The sequence below is a fragment of the Pseudomonas sp. 2VD genome (assembly GCF_005503585.1).
Taxonomy (GTDB): Bacteria; Pseudomonadota; Gammaproteobacteria; order Pseudomonadales; family Pseudomonadaceae; genus Pseudomonas; species Pseudomonas aeruginosa.
Genome location: NZ_SCND01000123.1, coordinates 1 through 15,213, shown reverse-complemented (window position 1 = coordinate 15,213; position 15,213 = coordinate 1). Strand labels below are relative to the sequence as shown.

14 protein-coding genes are annotated in these 15,213 nt (G+C 65.9%); 6 read left to right on the top strand and 8 right to left on the bottom strand.

Annotated elements, in window-relative coordinates; translation table 11 throughout:
• The 4 genes from dapB to grpE all read right to left on the bottom strand — a co-directional run.
• Positions 1-549, bottom strand: a 549-nt coding sequence (gene dapB / locus FFS27_RS15365; protein ID WP_137952085.1) for a 4-hydroxy-tetrahydrodipicolinate reductase, incomplete at its 3' end; no start/stop codon positions are given.
• A 56-nt stretch (positions 550-605) separates the two neighbouring features.
• On the bottom strand, positions 606-1,739 hold the full coding sequence (dnaJ, locus tag FFS27_RS15360; RefSeq protein ID WP_003095211.1) for a molecular chaperone DnaJ: 1,134 nt from the start codon (positions 1,737-1,739) through the stop codon (positions 606-608).
• A 115-nt stretch (positions 1,740-1,854) separates the two neighbouring features.
• The gene (gene dnaK / locus FFS27_RS15355; RefSeq protein ID WP_003095212.1) at positions 1,855-3,768 is read right to left on the bottom strand and encodes a molecular chaperone DnaK; all 1,914 of its coding nucleotides are present in this window, start codon (positions 3,766-3,768) and stop codon (positions 1,855-1,857) included.
• An 89-nt stretch (positions 3,769-3,857) separates the two neighbouring features.
• Entirely contained in the window at positions 3,858-4,418 is a 561-nt protein-coding gene (grpE, locus tag FFS27_RS15350) for a nucleotide exchange factor GrpE (protein ID WP_003095213.1), read from the bottom strand.
• A 167-nt stretch (positions 4,419-4,585) separates the two neighbouring features.
• Here grpE and recN point away from each other — a divergent pair, with 167 nt between their 5' ends.
• Positions 4,586-6,262 carry a DNA repair protein RecN gene (gene recN / locus FFS27_RS15340; RefSeq protein WP_021264057.1) on the top strand — a complete coding sequence of 559 codons (1,677 nt, stop codon included), beginning with the start codon at positions 4,586-4,588 and terminating at the stop codon, positions 6,260-6,262.
• Positions 6,263-6,331: 69 nt separating this feature from the next.
• On the opposite strand, the gene fur is transcribed toward recN, so the two are convergent.
• Positions 6,332-6,736, bottom strand: a complete 405-nt coding sequence (gene fur / locus FFS27_RS15335; RefSeq protein WP_003095216.1) for a ferric iron uptake transcriptional regulator — start codon at positions 6,734-6,736, stop codon at positions 6,332-6,334.
• A gap of 97 nt (positions 6,737-6,833) precedes the next feature.
• Here fur and FFS27_RS15330 point away from each other — a divergent pair, with 97 nt between their 5' ends.
• Positions 6,834-7,364 (top strand): outer membrane protein assembly factor BamE, encoded by a 531-nt coding sequence (locus FFS27_RS15330; protein WP_003109323.1) that lies wholly within the window; start codon positions 6,834-6,836, stop codon positions 7,362-7,364.
• A 67-nt stretch (positions 7,365-7,431) separates the two neighbouring features.
• Here the strand turns inward: FFS27_RS15330 and FFS27_RS15325 are convergent, their stop codons facing one another.
• Entirely contained in the window at positions 7,432-7,737 is a 306-nt protein-coding gene (locus FFS27_RS15325) for an RnfH family protein (protein WP_021264056.1), read from the bottom strand.
• Positions 7,730-8,164: a type II toxin-antitoxin system RatA family toxin gene (locus FFS27_RS15320; RefSeq protein WP_003100497.1), complete on the bottom strand. Its 435-nt coding sequence runs from the start codon at positions 8,162-8,164 to the stop codon at positions 7,730-7,732. The genes FFS27_RS15325 and FFS27_RS15320 overlap by 8 nt, the downstream gene beginning before the upstream one ends.
• A 274-nt stretch (positions 8,165-8,438) precedes the next feature.
• On the opposite strand from FFS27_RS15320, the gene smpB reads away from it, so the two are divergent.
• Entirely contained in the window at positions 8,439-8,918 is a 480-nt protein-coding gene (smpB, locus tag FFS27_RS15315) for an SsrA-binding protein SmpB (RefSeq protein ID WP_003100496.1), read from the top strand.
• Positions 8,919-8,940: 22 nt separating this feature from the next.
• Here smpB and FFS27_RS15310 read toward each other — a convergent pair whose 3' ends face one another.
• On the bottom strand, positions 8,941-9,714 hold the full coding sequence (locus FFS27_RS15310; protein ID WP_003095221.1) for an FCD domain-containing protein: 774 nt from the start codon (positions 9,712-9,714) through the stop codon (positions 8,941-8,943).
• Positions 9,715-10,041: 327 nt separating this feature from the next.
• Between FFS27_RS15310 and FFS27_RS15305 the strand changes: the two genes are divergently transcribed.
• The 3 genes from FFS27_RS15305 to FFS27_RS15295 form a co-directional block, all read left to right on the top strand.
• The gene (locus FFS27_RS15305; RefSeq protein ID WP_021264055.1) at positions 10,042-11,724 is read left to right on the top strand and encodes a lactate permease LctP family transporter; all 1,683 of its coding nucleotides are present in this window, start codon (positions 10,042-10,044) and stop codon (positions 11,722-11,724) included.
• Between the two features lie 155 nt (positions 11,725-11,879).
• Positions 11,880-13,025 (top strand): FMN-dependent L-lactate dehydrogenase LldD, encoded by a 1,146-nt coding sequence (gene lldD, locus FFS27_RS15300; RefSeq protein ID WP_003095228.1) that lies wholly within the window; start codon positions 11,880-11,882, stop codon positions 13,023-13,025.
• 66 nt (positions 13,026-13,091) lie between these two features.
• Positions 13,092-15,213, top strand: a 2,122-nt coding sequence (locus tag FFS27_RS15295; protein ID WP_137952084.1) for an FAD-binding and (Fe-S)-binding domain-containing protein, incomplete at its 3' end; no start/stop codon positions are given.

The window sequence follows — 15,213 nt, the reverse complement described above, 5'->3', positions numbered from 1 at the left end:
GAGGTCCGGGCCGAGCGCCGGGGCTACCCCCGCGCCCATGCGCAAGGCGGTGCCGGACGGTGCATCGACCTTGTGCCGGTGATGGGCCTCGATGATCTCGATATCCACTTCGTCGCCCAGCACCCGTGCCGCGGTATCCAGAAGCTTCAGACAAAGGTTCACGCCGACGCTGAAGTTGGCAGCGAAGACGATCGGGATATCCTTCGCCGCCTCGGCCAGCAGCAGCTTCTCGTCGGCGCTGAAGCCGGTGGTGCCGATGACCATCGCCCGGCGCGCCTTGCGGCACTGCTCGATGTTCTTCAGGGTTACGGAGGGATGGGTGAAGTCGATCAGGACGTCGAACTCCTCGCAGACCTTGCCCAGGTCCCCGGACAGCGGCACGCCGATCCGGCCGAGACCGGCCAGCTCGCCGGCGTCCGCCCCCACCAGGGTGCTATCCGGACGATCCACCGCCGCCGTCAGCCCGGCGGCACCGCCGGTCTGCTGAACGGCCTCGATCAGGTTCTTGCCCATGCGCCCGGCGGCGCCCACTACGGCTATACGTCGCATAAAACCACTCCACGCGGAACCCGGACGCGGCGGTCAGGCCGCGCCCATGGCTTTGTTTATAGGTCGTCGAAGAAACGCTTCATGCCTTCGAACCAGCCACTGGCCTTGGGCGAATGCGAGGTGTCGCTCTGCAACGACTTGCGGAACTCCTCGAGCAGCTCGCGCTGGCGCTTGTCCAGGTTCACCGGGGTTTCCACCACCACCTTGCACATCAGGTCGCCGGCGCCGCCGCCGCGCACCGGGGCCACGCCCTTGCCGCGCAGGCGGAACAGCTTGCCGGTCTGGGTGCTTTCCGGAATCTTCAGCTTGACCCGGCCATCCAGGGTCGGCACTTCCAGCTCGCCACCCAGCGCAGCGTCGGCGAAACTGATCGGCACTTCGCAGTACAGATGCTTGCCGTCGCGCTGGAAGATCGGGTGCTCGCGCACATTGACCACCACGTACAGGTCGCCCGCCGGACCACCCATGCTGCCGGCCTCGCCTTCGCCGGTGAGGCGGATGCGGTCGCCGGTGTCGACGCCGGCCGGCACCTTCACCGACAGAGTCTTCTGCTCTTCCACGCGCCCCTGGCCATGGCAGGAGCCACAGGGATCGGAAATCATCTTGCCGGTGCCGTGGCAGCGCGGACAGGTCTGCTGGACCGAGAAGAAGCCCTGCTGCATGCGCACCTGGCCGATACCGCCGCAAGTGGTGCAGGTGACCGGTGTGGTGCCGGGCTTGGCGCCGCTGCCGTTGCAGGTCTTGCAACCGACCAGGGTCGGCACGCGGATGGTGACGGTGGTGCCGCGTACCGCCTCTTCCAGGTCGAGGTCCAGTGTGTAGCGCAGGTCCGCGCCGCGCTGCGCGCCGCCGCGCGAGCCACCGCGGGCGCCGCCGCCACCGAAGAAATCGCTGAACACATCGCCAAAGATGTCGGAGAAGCTCGCCCCGCCGAAACCGGCGCCAGCGCCCCCTCCCATGTTCGGATCGACGCCGGCATGGCCGTACTGGTCGTAGGCCGCCCGCTTGCTGGCATCGGAGAGGACCTCGTAGGCCTCGTTGGCCTCCTTGAACTTGTCCTCGGCTTCCTTGTCGCCAGGATTGCGGTCCGGGTGGTATTTCATCGCCAAGCGACGGTAGGCCTTCTTCAGGTCCGCCTCGCTGGCGCCACGCTCAACCCCCAGAACCTCGTAAAAGTCTCGTTTCGCCATAACCTTTCCGTCTCAATTAAGGACCCTCCAGACACGCCAACGCGGGAGCAGGCTCCCGCGTGGCGGATCATGCGTACCGGCCTGGCCGGCACGCGGGGCAGAAGCAAGCCGGGGCTTACTTGTTGTCCTTGACCTCTTCGAACTCGGCATCCACCACGTCGTCAGCGGCTTTCGCCTGCTCGCCCTGGGGAGCGTCTTCGCCCTGCTGGGCCTGTTCGGCGTACATCTTCTGCGCCAGCGGGGTGGAAGCCTGGGACAGAGCGTTCATCTTGGCCTCGATCTCGGCCTTGTCGTCGCCCTTCACCGCCGCTTCCAGCTCGCCCAGCGCCTTCTCGATGGTCGCCTTGTCCTCGGCGGTGGCCTTGTCGCCCGCCTCGGTGATCATCTTGCGGGTCGCGTGGACCAGCGCGTCGCCCTGGTTGCGAGCGGCAGCCAGTTCCTCGAACTTGCGGTCCTCCTCGGCGTTCGCCTCGGCATCGCGGACCATCTGCTGGATCTCATCCTCGGACAGGCCGGAGGATGCCTTGATCACGATGGACTGCTGCTTGCCGGTGGCCTTGTCCTTCGCCGAGACGTGCAGGATGCCGTTGGCATCGATATCGAAGGTCACCTCGATCTGCGGCACGCCGCGCGGAGCCGGCGGAATGTCGGCCAGGTCGAACTTGCCCAGCGACTTGTTCTGCGCGGCCTGCTTGCGCTCGCCCTGCAGCACGTGGATGGTCACCGCGCCCTGATTGTCGTCGGCGGTGGAGAACACCTGCGACTTCTTGGTCGGGATGGTGGTGTTCTTCTCGATCAGACCGGTCATCACGCCGCCCAGGGTCTCGATGCCGAGGGTCAGCGGAGTCACGTCGAGCAGCAGCACGTCCTTCACGTCGCCGGCCAGGACCGCGCCCTGGATGGCGGCACCGACAGCCACGGCTTCGTCCGGGTTGACGTCCTTGCGCGCTTCCTTGCCGAAGAACTCGGCAACGGTCTTCTGTACCAGCGGCATGCGGGTCTGGCCGCCGACCAGGATCACTTCATGGATATCGGAAACATCCAGGCCGGCATCCTTCAGCGCGGTGCGGCACGGCTCGATGGTGCGCTGCACCAGGTCTTCGACCAGGGACTCCAGCTTGGCGCGGGAAACCTTGACGTTCAGGTGCTTCGGACCGCTCGCGTCGGCAGTCACGTACGGCAGGTTGACGTCGGTCTGCTGGGTCGAGGACAGCTCGATCTTGGCTTTCTCGGCCGCTTCCTTCAGACGCTGCATGGCCAGCGGGTCGCCCTTCAGGTTGATGCCGCTTTCCTTCTTGAACTCGTCGACGAGGTAGTCGATCAGGCGGATGTCGAAGTCTTCGCCGCCGAGGAAGGTGTCGCCGTTGGTGGCCAGCACTTCGAACTGATGCTCGCCGTCGACTTCGGCGATCTCGATCACCGACACGTCGAAGGTACCGCCGCCCAGGTCATAGACGATCACGGTGTGGTCGCCCTTGGCCTTGTCCAGGCCGTAGGCCAGCGCCGCCGCGGTCGGCTCGTTGATGATCCGCTTGACGTCGAGGCCGGCGATGCGGCCGGCGTCCTTGGTGGCCTGGCGCTGGCTGTCGTTGAAGTAAGCCGGAACGGTGATCACCGCTTCGGTGACCGGCTCGCCGAGGTAGTCTTCGGCGGTCTTCTTCATTTTCTTCAGCACTTCGGCGGAAATCTGCGGAGGCGCCATCTTCTGGCCCTTCACTTCCACCCAGGCGTCGCCGTTGTCGGCCTTGACGATGCTGTACGGCACCATCTGGATGTCTTTCTGTACCACGTTCTCTTCGAAGCGACGGCCGATCAGGCGCTTCACCGCATACAGGGTGTTCTGCGGGTTGGTGACCGCCTGGCGCTTGGCCGGCTGGCCCACCAGGGTTTCGCCATCGTTGGTGTAGGCGATGATCGAGGGGGTGGTACGCGCGCCCTCGGCGTTCTCGATGACCTTGACGTTACCGTTCTCCAGGATAGCCACGCAGGAGTTGGTGGTACCCAGGTCGATGCCAATGATTTTGCCCATATTCACTCTCCAGAAACTTTGATTCCGTGCGACCCGCCCGTGGGTCTCGTGCTCGGTTGACTACCCAGATGGGGTCGTCGCGTCGAATTTCAAGCCTGCTCGTCGATGGACGGCGGGGTTTCCGCCGGCGCCTTGCTGACCACCACCATCGCCGGACGCAGCAGGCGGCCGTTGAGCAGGTAGCCTTTCTGGAACACCTTGAGGACACTGCCCGGCTCGGCCGAAGCGCTTTCCTGCATGGCCATCGCCTGGTGCTGCTCGGGGTTGAAAGGCTCGCCTTCCGGGTTCAGCGCCTCCACCTGGTAGCGGCGCAGGGTGTCGTCGAACATCTTCAGGGTCAGTTCCATCCCTTCGCGCATCGGCTTGATCGCCTCGTCGTTGGGATCGGACATCTCCAGGCCGCGCTCGAGGGTGTCGACCACCGCCAGCAGGTCGCCGGCGAATTTCTCCAGCGCGAACTTGTGCGCCTTCTCGACATCCTGCTCCGCACGCCGGCGTACGTTCTGCAGATCCGCGACCATGCGCAGCGCCTGGTCCTGGGCGGCAGCCAACTGCTCCTCCAGTTCCTGCACGCGGGCGGTCAGGTCCTCGGCGGCGCCGGTGGGCTGCTCGGGGGTCTGTTGATCCAGGGTCTGCTGTTCGTCAGCCATGCCACTCTCCTTCAAAAATAAGCTGGCAAATACAAGGCGAACGCATAAGTTCGCAACGTTGCCGGCTATATGGGGACGGCTTTCCACGGTTCAAGGGGCGAGCGGCAATTGCCAGCCGGAAAAAATACTGTATAAATAACCAGACAAAACCCACGGAGCCGCCCGCCATGCTGGTTCACCTGTCCGTTCACAACTACGCCATCGTCGAGCACCTGGATCTCGAACTCGCTACCGGCATGAGCGTGATCACCGGCGAAACCGGCGCGGGCAAGTCGATCATGCTCGACGCCCTCGGCCTTACCCTCGGCGACCGCGCCGACAGCGGCGCGGTACGTCCCGGAGCGGACAAGGCCGACATTCTCGCCAGCTTCGACGTCAGCGCCATCGCCGAGGCCCGCGACTGGCTCGCCGAGCGCGACCTGGAACAGGACGGTCCGTGCATCCTGCGCCGGGTGATCACTGCCGAAGGTCGCTCGCGTGCCTACATCAACGGCACGCCCTGCCCTCTGGGCGACCTGAAGAGCCTGGGCGAACTGCTGATCGACATCCATAGCCAGCACGAGCACCAGTCGCTGCTGAAGAGCGAGACCCACCGGCGCCTGCTCGACGAGTACGCCGGCTGCCAGGAGCTGGCGCGCCAGGTGCAGCTCGCCGCGCAACGCTGGAAGCAGACCAGCCAGGAACTCGAACGCCTGTCGCGTAGCGGCGACGAACAGCGCGCCCGCCACCAGTTGCTCAGTTACCAGCTGGAAGAACTGGAAAACCTGTCCCTCGGCGAAAACGAACTGGAAAGCCTGGAGCAGGAGCAGAAGACCCTGAGCAACGCCGAAAGCCTGCTCGCCGCCTGCCGCCAAGTCGTGGAAATGTGCAGCGAGAGCGATGCCGGCAACGTCCTTTCCGCGCTCAATGCCAGCCTCAGCCGCCTGACCTCGTTCAGCGGCCAGCCCGCCGCCCTCGGCGAAGCGGTCAACCTGTTGTCCAGCGCGCAGATCCAGGTCGAGGAGGCGATCGGCGAACTGAACCGCTTCGTCGACCACTTCGATGCCGATCCCAATCGCCAGCAGCAGGTCGAGGAGCGCCTGGACGTCATTTATTCCCTGGCGCGCAAGCACCGGGTCCAGCCCGCCGAACTGGCCGACCTGCAGCAGCGCCTGTTCGACGAACTGGAGGCGCTGAACGCCGACGACGAAGCGGTCGGACGCCTGGGCGACGAGCTGGCCGCCTACGCCCGGCATTACCAGGAAAAAGCCGACGAACTGAGCAGCCTGCGCCAGGCCGCGGCCGCACCTCTTGCCGCCAGCGTGGAACAGGAGATGCAGCGCCTGGGCATGCCCGGAGGGCGCTTCGCCATCGTCCTGCATCCCGGCGACAGCGCCGAGCCGCAGGCCAACGGACTGGAAAGCGTGGAGTTCCTGGTCAGCGCCAACCCCGGGCAGCCGTTGAAAGGGCTGGCCAAGGTCGCCTCGGGCGGCGAACTGTCGCGGATCAGCCTGGCGATCCAGGTGATCACGGCACAGACCTCGCGCATCCCCACCCTGGTCTTCGACGAAGTCGACGTCGGCATCGGAGGCCCCACCGCCGAAGTGGTCGGACAGTTGCTGCGTCGCCTCGGCGAACGCGGCCAGGTCCTCACCGTGACCCACTTGCCGCAGGTCGCCGCCCAGGGCCACCAGCACCTGTTCGTGCACAAGGAACGCGGCAGCAGCGAAACCCGCACGGCGGTCGCCACCCTGAACAAGGCCCAGCGGATCGAGGAGATCGCCCGCATGCTCGGCGGCGTCGACCTGACCAAGGAATCCCTGGCCCACGCGAAGAAACTGGTCAACCTGGCCGCCCAGAACTGAACGTTCCTTCAATGGAAAATGAAAACGGCGACCCCAGGGTCGCCGTTTTCGCATGGAACCGTTGCGCGACTACTTCTTCTTGCGCACGTAGAGCACCAGATTGTGATCGACCAGCTCGAAGCCGCGCTCGCGGACGATTTCCTTCTGGCGCTTCTCGATTTCCGCATCCATGAACTCGATCACCTCGCCGGTATCGACGCAGACCATGTGGTCGTGGTGGCCGCTATCGGCGAGCTCGAACACGGCATGGCCGCCATCGAAGTTGTGACGCACCACCAGGCCGGCGGCCTCGAACTGGGTCAGCACCCGATAGACGGTTGCCAGGCCCACGTCCTCGCCTGCTTCCATCAGCGCCTTGTACACGTCTTCGGCACTCATGTGGCGTTGCTCGGCCGAGTCGAGCATCTGCAGGATCTTGACCCGCGGCAGGGTCACTTTAAGGCCGGCTTTTCGAAGTTCGCTATTTTCAACCATGTCTGCTTTCTCAGCGCGGGATGTTTCGCAGTATCCCGGAATACGGGTATGATCGGGCTTTTATTTGCCCAGCCAAGATAGTGGAAGTCGCTCACCGATGCAAAACGCCAAGCTCATGCTGACCTGTCTCGCTTTCGCGGGGCTTGCCGCACTCGCCGGTTGCTCGTTTCCTGGCGTCTATAAAATCGACATCCAGCAAGGCAACGTCGTAACGCAGGACATGATAGACCAGTTGCGTCCCGGAATGACCCGACGCCAAGTGCGGTTTATCATGGGCAACCCGCTGATCGTCGATACCTTCCACGCCAATCGTTGGGACTACCTCTACAGCATCCAGCCGGGCGGCGGTCGTCGCCAGCAGGAGCGCGTCAGCCTGTTCTTCAACGACAGCGACCAACTGGCCGGCCTGAACGGCGACTTCATGCCCGGCGTCAGCCGCGACGAAGCGATCCTCGGCAAGGAAGGCAGCACCACCGTCACCCAGCCGGCCGACCAGCAGAAACCGGAAGAGCAGAAAGAAGAGCCGCCGAAACCGGGCTCCACCCTGGAACAACTCCAGCGCGAAGTGGACGAAGCCCAGCCGGTACCGGTTCCGACCCCCGAACCTTTGGACCCCAGCCCGCAATGACGGCTGGCGTTCCACGAAAAAGCCCGGCATTCGCCGGGCTTTTTCATTTCCGCAGGGAACCCCGCGGCTAACCGCCTTCGCGCTCGCTCCGGGCCCGTGCGGCACGCTGCTTGCGCACCTCCTTGGGATCGGCGATCAGCGGGCGGTAGATCTCCACCCGTTCGCCGGCCTCCAGCACCCGCTCCTCCGGGCGAGCCAGGAGCTTGCCGAAGATACCCAGCGGACAACCTTGCACATCCAGCCCTGGAAACGCCTCGTCGATGCCGGAGAGCAGCACGGCCTCGCGTGCGCTGGTACCTGCCGGCACGCTCAGGCGCAGTAACGCCTGTCGCTCCGGCAGCGCGTAGACCACCTCGACGGCGATCTCAGCCATAGAGTTGCTTGGCGCGCTGGCAGAACGCGTCGACCATGGTGTTGGCGGCCTGGGTGAACAGCGGCCCGAGGGTCGCCTTGACCAGCGGCCCGGCGTAATCGAAGGTCAGGTCGAGAGTGATCTTGCAGGCCTTCTCGCCCAGCGCCTTGAACTGCCAGACGCCATGCAGTTCGGTGAACGGTCCGTTTTCCAGGTTCATCTCGATGGAAGCTCCCGGCACCAGCACGTTGCGGGTGGTGAAGCGCTGGCTGAGGCTACCCTTGGCCACGGTCAGCTCGGCGCGCATCAGGCTTTCGCTCTCCTCCAGGACCTGGCTGGCCGAACACCAGGGCAGGAACTCCGGATAGCGCTTCACGTCGTTCACCAGATCGAACAGCGCACGGGCGGGATAAGGCAACAGCGCCGAACGCTGGATATGGGTGCTCATAGAACTCTCACTTCTGCTGTCGAGCGGGCGACTCCTCAAGCATAGCCGGCGGGACGGCGGCATCCGCCACGGCGGCGCGCTGCGCCCGCCGACCGGGGCCAGGGTTCGGCAGAAAAACGCTCAGCACAGCCTGACGCCACTTGAAGACTTTTCTTACAAAACCTTGGCCAGCGGCCAGGAAAAGAGTGGGCATTGTCCGAAATTCACCTCTATCCCTCAAGCGCGACGCCGCCCCATAGCGGTGAAGCCGGCGACTCCCTATAATGCGCCGCCTATGGCTAAGCAGAAGAAACACCCTTCGGGGACCATCGCGCAGAACAAGAAGGCTCTGCACGACTATTTCATCGAACAACGCTTCGAGGCGGGCGTCGCCCTGGCGGGCTGGGAAGTGAAAAGCCTGCGCGCCGGCAAGGCCCAACTGGTCGACAGCTACGTGCTGCTCAAGGATGGCGAGGCCTGGCTGCTCGGCAGCCACATCACGCCCCTGACCACCGCCAGCACGCACGTGATCGCCGACCCGGTGCGCACGCGCAAGCTGCTGCTGCACAAGCGCGAACTGGGCAAGCTGTTCGGCGCCGTGCAACAGAAGGGCTACGCCTGCGTCGCCCTGTCGATGTACTGGAAGAAGCACCTGGTCAAGTGCGAGATCGCCCTGGCCAAGGGCAAGAAGGACTTCGACAAGCGCCACACCGAGAAGGAGCGCGACTCCGATCGGGAGATCCAGCGCGCCATGCGCCACGGCAAGGACGACTGAGCGCCTCCCTGCCCGCGCCTCGCTAGTCCTCCTGCACGCTGCGCCGGCGCTGCGAGCGCTTCATCCTGCGCGCCTCTTCCTGGACCTCCGCCAGGACCTCCTGCACATAGTGGATGTGCTGGTTGGACACCTCCCGGGCCAGCTCCGCCTGACCGCTGATGATCGCGTCGTATAGGCGCTGGTGCTGCTCCATCAGTTGCGCGCGGGTTTCCGTGCGCTGCGCGTACATCCCGCCGATATTGGTCACCACGTTGCGCCGCAACAAGTCGAACAGGCCCTTGATGGTGTGCAGCAGCACGGTGTTGTGGCTGGCCTCGGCGATCGCCAGGTGGAAGCGCGCGTCGGCGGCGCCCTCTTCCGCGCTGACCTGGTCGTTGCGCGCATAGCAGGCCTGGAGCGCCTCGAAGGCCTCGGTCAGGCGCTGGTGATCGAGGGAGGTCGCACGCAGCGCCGCGTAGTAGGCACAGGACCCTTCCAGCGTGTGGCGAAACTCCAGCAGGTCGCGCTGGGCCTCCGGGTTACCCTCCAGCAGGTGCAGCAGCGGATCGCTGAAAGTCGCGCCCAGCGATTCGGTCACATAGTTGCCGCCACCCTGGCGGCTGACCAGCAGCCCCTTCGCCACCAGTTTCTGGATCGCCTCGCGCAGCGACGGCCGGGAAACCCCGAACTGCTCGGCAAGCACGCGCTCGGCGGGCAGCCGCTCGCCGGACTTCAGCGTGCCCTCCAGGATCATCGCCTCCAGTTGCGCAACGATGTCATCCGACAGACGGCGCTGCCTGACCTGACCAAATTCCATATCCCGACACCCTTACCCGAAGTTTCGTCGCAAAGCCTCTGCCATGCGCCCAGCGCGAAAAAGAGAGGAAGCGTACCGAGCCGCTCCCCGCACCACAAGCGAGCCGCCACGAGCCCCGCACGAGCATCCTTAGACAAAAGTCGTAGACGGGCAAATTGACACGCCGAACGCTCGACTCTTAACCTGAGCGCTCGCTTTTGTAAATTGGTCTTACCAATTATGCGAGCTTTGCCAGGTTCGGCTGCCCAGCGCCCTTGCACACACAGGTCTTGGCGCGTGTCCGATCTGGTCACAGGCAAACCCAACAACAATTAGGGAGCCAACCCCATGCAAGCCTGGCAACAACTCTATACCCCCCTGGGCAGTCTCGGCCTGTCGGCCGCCGCGGCCGTCATCCCGATCGTGTTCTTCTTCCTCGCCCTGGCGGTATTCCGCCTCAAGGGCCACATCGCCGGCAGCATCACCCTGGCGCTGGCCATCGCGGTGGCCATCTTCGCCTTCCACATGCCCGCCGACATGGCCTTCGCCGCCGCCGGCTACGGCTTCCTCTACGGTCTCTGGCCGATCGCCTGGATCATCGTCGCGGCGGTCTTCCTCTACAAACTGACGGTGAAGAGCGGCCAGTTCGAGGTGATCCGCAGCTCGGTGCTGTCGATTACCGGCGACCAGCGCCTGCAGGTACTGCTGATCGGCTTCTCCTTCGGGGCCTTCCTCGAAGGCGCCGCCGGTTTCGGCGCGCCGGTGGCGATCACCGCCGCCCTGCTCGTCGGCCTCGGCTTCAATCCGCTCTACGCCGCCGGCCTGTGCCTGATCGCCAACACTGCGCCGGTGGCCTTCGGCGCACTGGGCATCCCGATCATCGTCGCCGGCCAGGTGACCGGCATCGACGCCTTCAAGATCGGCGCCATGACCGGCCGCCAACTGCCGTTCCTGTCGATCCTGGTACCGTTCTGGCTGGTGTTCATGATGGACGGCTGGCGCGGCATCCGCGAAACCTGGCCGGCCGCCATCGTCGCCGGCGGCAGCTTCGCCATCACTCAGTACCTGACGTCCAACTTCATCGGCCCGGAGTTGCCGGACATCACCTCGGCGCTGGTCAGCCTGGTCTCCCTGACCCTGTTCCTCAAGGTCTGGCAACCGCAGGGCGCCAGCGAAGCGCTCGCCGCAAGCGGCGGCGCGGCCGTGGCCGGTGGCGGCTTCGGCGGGCAACGCAGCGTCGAACCGTCCGCCTACAGCTTCGGCGAGATCCTCAAGGCCTGGTCGCCGTTCCTGGTGCTCACCGTACTGGTGACCATCTGGACCCTGAAACCTTTCAAGGCCCTGTTCGCCCCGGGCGGCGAGCTCTACTGGCTGGTGTTCAACTTCGCCATCCCGCACCTCGACCAACTGGTGGTCAAGGGCGCGCCGATCGCCACCAGCGCCACGCCGATCGCCGCGGTATTCAAGTTCGACCCGATCTCCGCCACCGGCACGGCGATCTTCCTCTCGGCGCTGGTATCGATGTTCATCCTGCGCATCGGAGCGAAAATTGGTATTACCACTTTCAAGGAAGTCCTGGTGGAGCTGAAGTGGCCGATCCTGTCCATCGGCATGGTCCTGGCCTTCGCCTTCGTCACCAACTACTCGGGCATGTCCACCACCCTGGCCCTGGTCCTGGCCGGTACCGGCGCGGCGTTCCCGTTCTTCTCGCCGTTCCTCGGCTGGCTGGGGGTATTCCTGACCGGTTCGGATACGTCCTCCAACGCCCTGTTCAGCTCCCTGCAGTCGACCACCGCGCACCAGATCGGAGTCAGCGACACCCTGCTGGTGGCCGCCAATACCAGCGGCGGCGTGACCGGCAAGATGATCTCCCCGCAATCCATCGCCGTGGCCTGTGCCGCGACCGGGATGGTCGGCAAGGAATCCGACCTGTTCCGCTTCACCCTGAAGCACAGCCTGATCTTCGCCGCGCTGGTCGGACTGATCACCCTGGCCCAGGCATACCTATTCACCGGCATGCTGGTGCACTGACCGCGCCCTGATCGGCCGCGCGTCGGCGATACTGCGCAGGAAATGGCCCGGGGGAGACTCGCCTACGATCGTAGGCCCGGCTCCCTTGGCCATTTCCGCCGTGTCCCGCTCCACTGCGCTCGATGCAAAACCTTTCGACACAACGGAAGAGCCCAATGATCATTTCCGCTTCCACCGACTACCGCGCCGCCGCCCAACGCAAGCTGCCGCCGTTCCTCTTCCACTACATCGACGGCGGCGCCTACGCCGAATACACCTTGCGTCGCAACGTCGAAGACCTGTCGGCCATCGCCCTGCGTCAGCGGGTGCTGAAGAACATGTCCGAGCTGAGCCTGGAAACCCGCCTGTTCAACGAGACCCTGGCGATGCCGGTGGCGCTCGCCCCGGTCGGTCTCACCGGCATGTACGCCCGCCGCGGTGAAGTCCAGGCGGCACGCGCGGCGGCGGCGAAGGGCGTGCCCTTCACCCTGTCGACGGTATCGGTGTGCCCGATCGAGGAAGTCGCCCCGGCCATTGACCGGCCGATGTGGTTCCAGCTCTACGTGCTGAAGGACCGCGGCTTCATGCGCAACGCCCTGGAGCGGGCCAAGGCCGCCGGCGTCACCACCCTGGTGTTCACCGTCGACATGCCGGTCCCCGGCGCCCGCTACCGCGACGCCCATTCCGGCATGAGCGGCCCCTACGCCGCGCCGCGCCGCATCCTGCAAGCCATGACCCACCCGGCCTGGGCCTGGGACGTCGGCCTGCTGGGCAAGCCCCACGACCTCGGCAACATTTCCGCCTACCGCGGCAACCCGACCGGACTGGAGGACTACATCGGCTGGCTGGGCGCCAACTTCGACCCGTCGATTTCCTGGAAGGACCTGGAGTGGATCCGCGAGTTCTGGGACGGCCCGATGGTGATCAAGGGCATCCTCGACCCCGAGGATGCCAGGGATGCGGTGAAGTTCGGCGCCGACGGCATCGTCGTCTCCAACCACGGAGGCCGCCAGCTCGATGGCGTGCTGTCCAGCGCCCGCGCGCTGCCGGCGATCGCCGACGCGGTGAAGGGCGAACTGGCGATCCTTGCCGACTCCGGCATCCGCACCGGTCTCGACGTGGTGCGGATGATCGCCCTCGGCGCCGACAGCGTGCTGCTCGGCCGCGCCTTCGTCTACGCCCTGGCCGCCGCCGGCGAGGCCGGGGTGCGCAACCTGCTCGAACTGATCGAAAAGGAAATGCGCGTGGCCATGGTCCTCACCGGGGCCAAGTCGATCGGCGAGATCAGCGCCGACTCGCTGGTCCGCGAACTGGGCGCCTGAGACGCCCGCCAGAAAAGCCTGAAAACGCCCGGGGCGTGACCGTCGTCCCAGGGCCGAGGAAAGCCGATGAGCCTGCCGATTCCCTTTCTCGAGACCGTCGAGCGGCTGATACCGCGCGAACGCCGCTTCGACGACCCGCTGTCGACCCTGGCCTTCGGCACCGACGCCAGCTTCTACCGGTTGATTCCCAAGCTGGTGCTGCGCGTCGAAAGCGAGGACGAGGTCGCCGCGATCCTATCCGTCGCCTACCGCGAGCAGGTCCCGGTGACCTTCCGCGCCGCCGGCACCAGCCTCTCCGGCCAGGCCATCAGCGACTCGGTGCTGCTCGTCCTCGGCGACAACTGGAACGGCCGGGAAATCCGCGCCGACGGCGCGCAGATCCGCCTGCAGCCGGGTGTCATCGGCGCCCAGGCGAACGCCTGGCTGGCGCCGTTCGGCCGCAAGATCGGTCCCGACCCGGCCTCGATCAACGCCTGCAAGATCGGCGGCATCGTCGCCAACAACGCCAGCGGCATGTGCTGCGGCACCGCGCAGAACAGCTACCACACCCTTGCCGGCCTGCGCCTGCTGCTGGCCGACGGCACCCGCCTGGACAGCGAGGACCCGGCCAGCATCGCGGCCTTCCGCGCCAGCCACGGCGAGCTGCTGGAACGGCTCGCCGAACTCGGCCGCGAGACCCGCGCCAACGCCGAACTGGCCGCGAAAATCCGCCACAAGTACCGGCTGAAGAACACCACCGGCCTGTCGCTGAACGCGCTGGTCGACTACGACGAGCCGCTGGACATCCTCACCCACCTGATGGTCGGCTCCGAGGGCACCCTCGGCTTCATCAGCGCGGTGACCTACGACACCGTCCCGGAACACCCGCACAAGGCCTCGGCGCTGCTGGTTTTCCCCACGGTGGAAACCTGCTGCACGGCGGTCGCGGTGCTCAAGCGCCAGCCGGTCTCGGCGGTGGAACTGCTCGATCGGCGCAGCCTGCGCTCAGTGGAGAACATGCAGGGCATGCCGGAATGGGTGAAGAGCCTTTCCGCCGGTGCCTGCGCCCTGCTCATCGAGTCCCGCGCGGCGAGCCGCACGCTGCTGCACGAACAGCTCGGGCGGATCATGGCCTCCATCGCCGAATATCCGCTGGAGAAGCAGGTCGACTTCAGCGAAGACCCGGCGGTCTACAACCAGCTCTGGCGCATCCGCAAGGACACCTTCCCGGCTGTCGGCGCGGTGCGCGAGACCGGCACCACAGTGATCATCGAGGACGTCACCTTCCCCGTCGAACGACTGGCCGAGGGAGTCAACCGCCTGATCGAGCTGTTCGACAAGCACCGCTACGATGAGGCGATCCTCTTCGGCCACGCGCTGGAGGGCAACCTGCACTTCGTCTTCACCCAGGGCTTCGACTCGCCCGAGCAGATCGCCCGCTACTCGGCGTTCATGGACGACGTGGCGCACCTGGTGGCGGTGGAGTACGGCGGCTCGCTGAAGGCCGAGCATGGCACCGGGCGCAACATGGCGCCGTTCGTCGAACTGGAGTGGGGCGAGGACGCCTATCGCTTGATGTGGCAGCTCAAGCGCCTGCTCGACCCGCGCGGCATCCTCAACCCGGGTGTGGTCCTCAGCGACGACCCGCAGAGCCACCTGAAGAACCTCAAGCCGCTGCCGGCCGCCGACGAGATCGTCGACAAGTGCATCGAGTGCGGTTTCTGCGAACCGGTCTGCCCGTCGCGCGGACTGACCCTCACGCCACGCCAGCGCATCGTCCTGTGGCGCGACATCCAGGCGAAGAAGCGCGCCGGCGTCGACACCACGGCGCTGGAGCGCGACTACCGCTACCAGGGCATCGACACCTGCGCCGCCACCGGCCTATGCGCCCAGCGCTGTCCTGTGAACATCAACACCGGCGAGCTGATCCGCAAGCTGCGCGGCGCCGACGCCCGGCACGCCGAAGGCGCCACCTGGCTGGCGCGCAACTTTGCCGGCGCCATGCGTGCTGCGCGCTTCGCCCTGCTCGCTGCCGACGGCGCCCGGCGTCTGCTTGGCGCGCCCCTGCTGGCCAGGGCCAGCCGCGGCCTCAGCCAGGCCAGCGGCGGCCGCGTGCCGCAATGGACGCCGGCGCTGCCGCAGCCGGTACGCTTGGCGCCGCCACCCGCCCCGCTCGACGACGAGCGGCCACGGGTGGTCTATCTCGCCG